Origin of the sequence: Frigoribacterium sp. CFBP 13605 (genome assembly GCF_014839405.1) — a bacterium.
Lineage (GTDB): Bacteria > Actinomycetota > Actinomycetes > Actinomycetales > Microbacteriaceae > Frigoribacterium.
The window spans coordinates 1-3,629 of the sequence record NZ_JACYNS010000164.1 but is presented as its reverse complement, the minus strand read 5'-3'; the positions used below and the strand labels follow the sequence as shown (position 1 = coordinate 3,629).

Sequence of the window (3,629 nt, the reverse complement as noted above, 5' to 3'; positions counted from 1 at the left end):
CGCCACCGCCGCCTCCGCGGCCGGGGCGACCAGCGCCTCCTCGACCGCGGCCGACGCGACGGGCGACGGCGCGCGGCGCCCGAAGCTGGTCGGCGTCACCGCCTGCCCCACCGGCATCGCCCACACCTTCATGGCCGCCGACGCCCTCGTCGCCGCGGCGAAGCGCCTCGGCGCCGACCTGCAGATCGAGCCGCAGGGCTCGGGCACGGTCACTCCCCTCGACCCGGCCGTCATCGCCGAGGCCGACGCCGTGATCTTCGCCGTCGACGTCGACGTGCGCGACCAGGGCCGCTTCGCCGGCAAGCCCGTCGTCCGCGGACCGGTCAAGCGCGGCGTCGACGCTCCCGACGCCATGGTGAAGGAGGCGCTGGCCGCCGCCAAGGACCCGAACGCCGCCCGCGTGGCCGGCACGGCCGGTGCCGCCGGTGCCGCCGCGGGCTCGACCGCCGAGAAGCAGGGCTTCGGCTCGTCGCTCAAGCGCTGGCTGCTGACCGGCGTCTCGTACATGATCCCGTTCGTCGCCGGTGGTGGCCTGCTGCTCGCCCTGGGCTTCCTGCTCTCGGGTTACGAGATCGCCGGCAACGCCGCGACCGTGCTGACCGACTACTCGCTGTTCAACCTGCCGCCCGAGGGCCTGCCGTACTTCCTCGGCGCCGCCGCGTTCCAGATCGGCAACCTGTCGATGGGCTTCCTCGTCGCCGCCCTGGCCGGTTACATCGCCTATGCCATCGCCGATCGACCCGGCATCGCGCCCGGTTTCGTCGCCGGTGCCGTCGCGGTCTTCATGGGGGCCGGCTTCATCGGCGGTCTCGTCGGTGGTCTGCTCGCCGGCTTCGCCGCCTACTGGATCGGCAAGCCCGACGTGCCCCGCTGGCTGCGCGGCCTGATGCCCGTCGTGATCATCCCGCTGCTCGCGTCGATCTTCGCCTCGGGTCTGCTCGTGCTCGTGCTCGGCGGCCCGATCGCCGCCCTGACCGTCGCCCTGACCGACTTCCTCAACGGCCTCAGCGGCACCGGGGCGATCGTCCTGGGCGTCATCCTCGGCCTCATGATGTGCATCGACCTCGGTGGTCCGGTCAACAAGGTCGCCTACTCGTTCGCCGTCGCCGGCCTGTCCGCGGGCTCCATCAGCGACAACCCTGCCCCCCTGATGATCATGGCCGCCGTGATGGGCGCCGGCATGGTGCCGCCGCTGGCCATGGCCCTCGCGTCGACCGTCCTCTACCGAAAGGGCTTCTCACAGGTCGAGCGCTCCAACGGCACGGCCGCCTGGCTGCTGGGCGCCTCGTTCATCTCCGAGGGCGCGATCCCCTTCGCCGCGGCCGACCCGCTGCGCGTGATCCCCGCCAGCATGGTCGGAGGCGCGGTGACCGGAGCCATCTCGATGGCCGCCGGCGTCACGTCGCAGGCCCCCCACGGTGGCATCTTCGTGTTCTTCGCGATCGGCAACCTGGGCATGTGGGCGTTGGCGATCGTCGCCGGCACCGTCGTGAGCGCGTTCGTGCTCGTCCTGCTGAAGAAGTTCGTCCGCCGGGGTGCGGCCGCCGGGGCCGACGCGTCGGCCGAGGCCGCCGAGGCCGGTTCGGTCGTCGGCCAGCGCAGCCCCGTCGCCGCGTAGCAGCGACGCCGCCTAGCAGCGACGGCACGTAGCAGCGACGCGGCCCCGCACCGACGGCCGTCGAGGCGACCACACGAGGAGGCGCGTTCCGGGAAGTCCCGGAGCGCGCCTCCTCGGCTGTGGACGGGCCGCGGACGGGCGGCCGCGTCCTCTACCCTGGCGTGAGCAACCGATTGGACCCCACGCCGTGACCGACATGAGCCTGAGGCTCCCCACCACCCATTTCCGTGCCGTGTTCGACCTGGGCCAGCGCCCGGCCGCGCAGACGCCGCTGCCGACCGCGCTCGGCAAGCCGAACCTCTACGCCGAGTACGACGACGACGACCTGATCACCGCCCTGTACGTCGGCTACGAGACCGGACAGGTGCACCTCGAGACCACGCCCTCGGGCGACGTCGAGCACCACTTCCACCTCGCGAACGGTGACGACAGCGACCTCAGCCCCTTCGGCGTCGCCGACACGCGGGTGCTCGTCGAGTGGTCGACCCGGCTGATCGTCGACCTGCACCGCCGCATGCCCGACCTGCTCGACGAGGTCGACGAGGCGGCGGCCTGGCACGACGCCGGCTTCGACCTCTACGTCTGCGAGGTCGAGGAACCACGCAAGCTCGACCTGGTCGAGGTCGACATCGAGGGCGAGCTGCTGACCCTGCCGTGGCTCGGCTCGGGTGCCGTCGAACACGACCACATCGAGGGCGACGACCACCCGATCGCGCTGACCTGGACGCCCCAGGGCGCGTCCGAGGGCGTGCCGATCGCCGAGGCCTGGCTCGACCCCCGGACCGACCAGCCCCTGACGAAGGCCCTGCCCGGTGTCGACTGGGAGGCCGTGGGCTGGGGCCGCGACGAGGTGCTGCCCTGGCTCGAGGCGATCTACATGAACCACCACGTGCTGCCCGACGCGGCCGGCACGATCCTCACGGGCGTGCTCGAACGGCTGGGCGGGATCGACGGCACCGACTAGCCGGGGGCCTTCGGCCCTCGGCCCTCCGCACCGCGTTTCGTGCACGGCACCGCGTCTCGTCGCGGTGCCGTGCACGAAACGCGGTGCGAAGCGGTGCGGTGCGGTGCGGTGCGGTGCGGTGCGGTGCAGTGCAGTGCAGTGCAGTGCGGTGCGGTGCGGTGCGGTGCAGTGCAGTGCGGTGCGGGCTGCCAGGATGGCGCCATGAGCGACTCGCCCGCACCGCGCCTCCTGAACCTGTTGCTCCTCGACGTCACCGACGAGGCCCGCGACGACCCCGCGTTCGAGCGCGAGCTCGACGACCTGTCCACCTCGGTGGTCGCCGCCGCCGAGCAGGTCGGGTTCACGGTGCGCCGGGTGCCGGCCAACCGGCTCGGCGACGTGCGCGCCGCCCTCGTCGAGGCGGACGCGGTGCTCGTCACCGGTGGCGAGGACGTCGACCCGAGCCACTACGGCGGTCCCCTCGACCACCCGGGGCGGGGCCAGACCTTCGCCGACGCCGACCGGGTGCAGATCGAGGTGGTGCGCGGGTCCGTGGAGGCACGGCTGCCGCTGGTCGGCATCTGTCGCGGCATGCAGGTGGTCGACGTCGCCCTCGGCGGCGACCTCGTGCAGCACCTCGAGCACCCCGGCCACGTGAACCCGGACGACGTCTCGGACAGCATGGTCGACCACCCGGTCCGCCTCGCCGACGACAGCACCCTCGCCTCGATGCTCGGCACGACGTCGCTGGTCGTGCGCAGCTCGCACCACCAGGCGGTGGGACGCCTGGGCGAGGGGCTGCGCGCGGTGGCCTGGGCCGACGACGGCACGGTCGAGGCCGTCGAGCACGACACGGCTCCGGTGTGGTGCGTCCAGTGGCACCCCGAAGACCGCGGGGCCACCGGCACGGTGCTGACCGACCTGCTCGTCGCCGCGCGCGACGCCGCCCTCGGTCGAGCCGGCGACCGGTCGCGTCGCACCGCCGACTGAGCGTCGCACCGCCGATGTGAGCGGTGCGACGTCCAGTGGGCGGTGCGTTGCTCGACCGCGGCGGGCGGGCCGGGGCCC

3 protein-coding genes are annotated in these 3,629 nt (G+C 73.2%); all 3 read left to right on the top strand.

Annotated elements, in window-relative coordinates:
• Positions 1 to 1,618, top strand: a 1,618-nt coding sequence (locus IFT36_RS15540; RefSeq protein WP_200413602.1) for a PTS fructose transporter subunit IIC, incomplete at its 5' end; no start/stop codon positions are given.
• Between the two features lie 187 nt (positions 1,619 to 1,805).
• Positions 1,806 to 2,582: a hypothetical protein gene (locus tag IFT36_RS15535; RefSeq protein WP_123570659.1), complete on the top strand. Its 777-nt coding sequence runs from the start codon at positions 1,806 to 1,808 to the stop codon at positions 2,580 to 2,582.
• 201 nt (positions 2,583 to 2,783) lie between these two features.
• Entirely contained in the window at positions 2,784 to 3,551 is a 768-nt protein-coding gene (locus IFT36_RS15530) for a gamma-glutamyl-gamma-aminobutyrate hydrolase family protein (RefSeq protein WP_200413601.1), read from the top strand.
• The last annotated feature ends 78 nt before the right edge of the window (positions 3,552 to 3,629 follow it).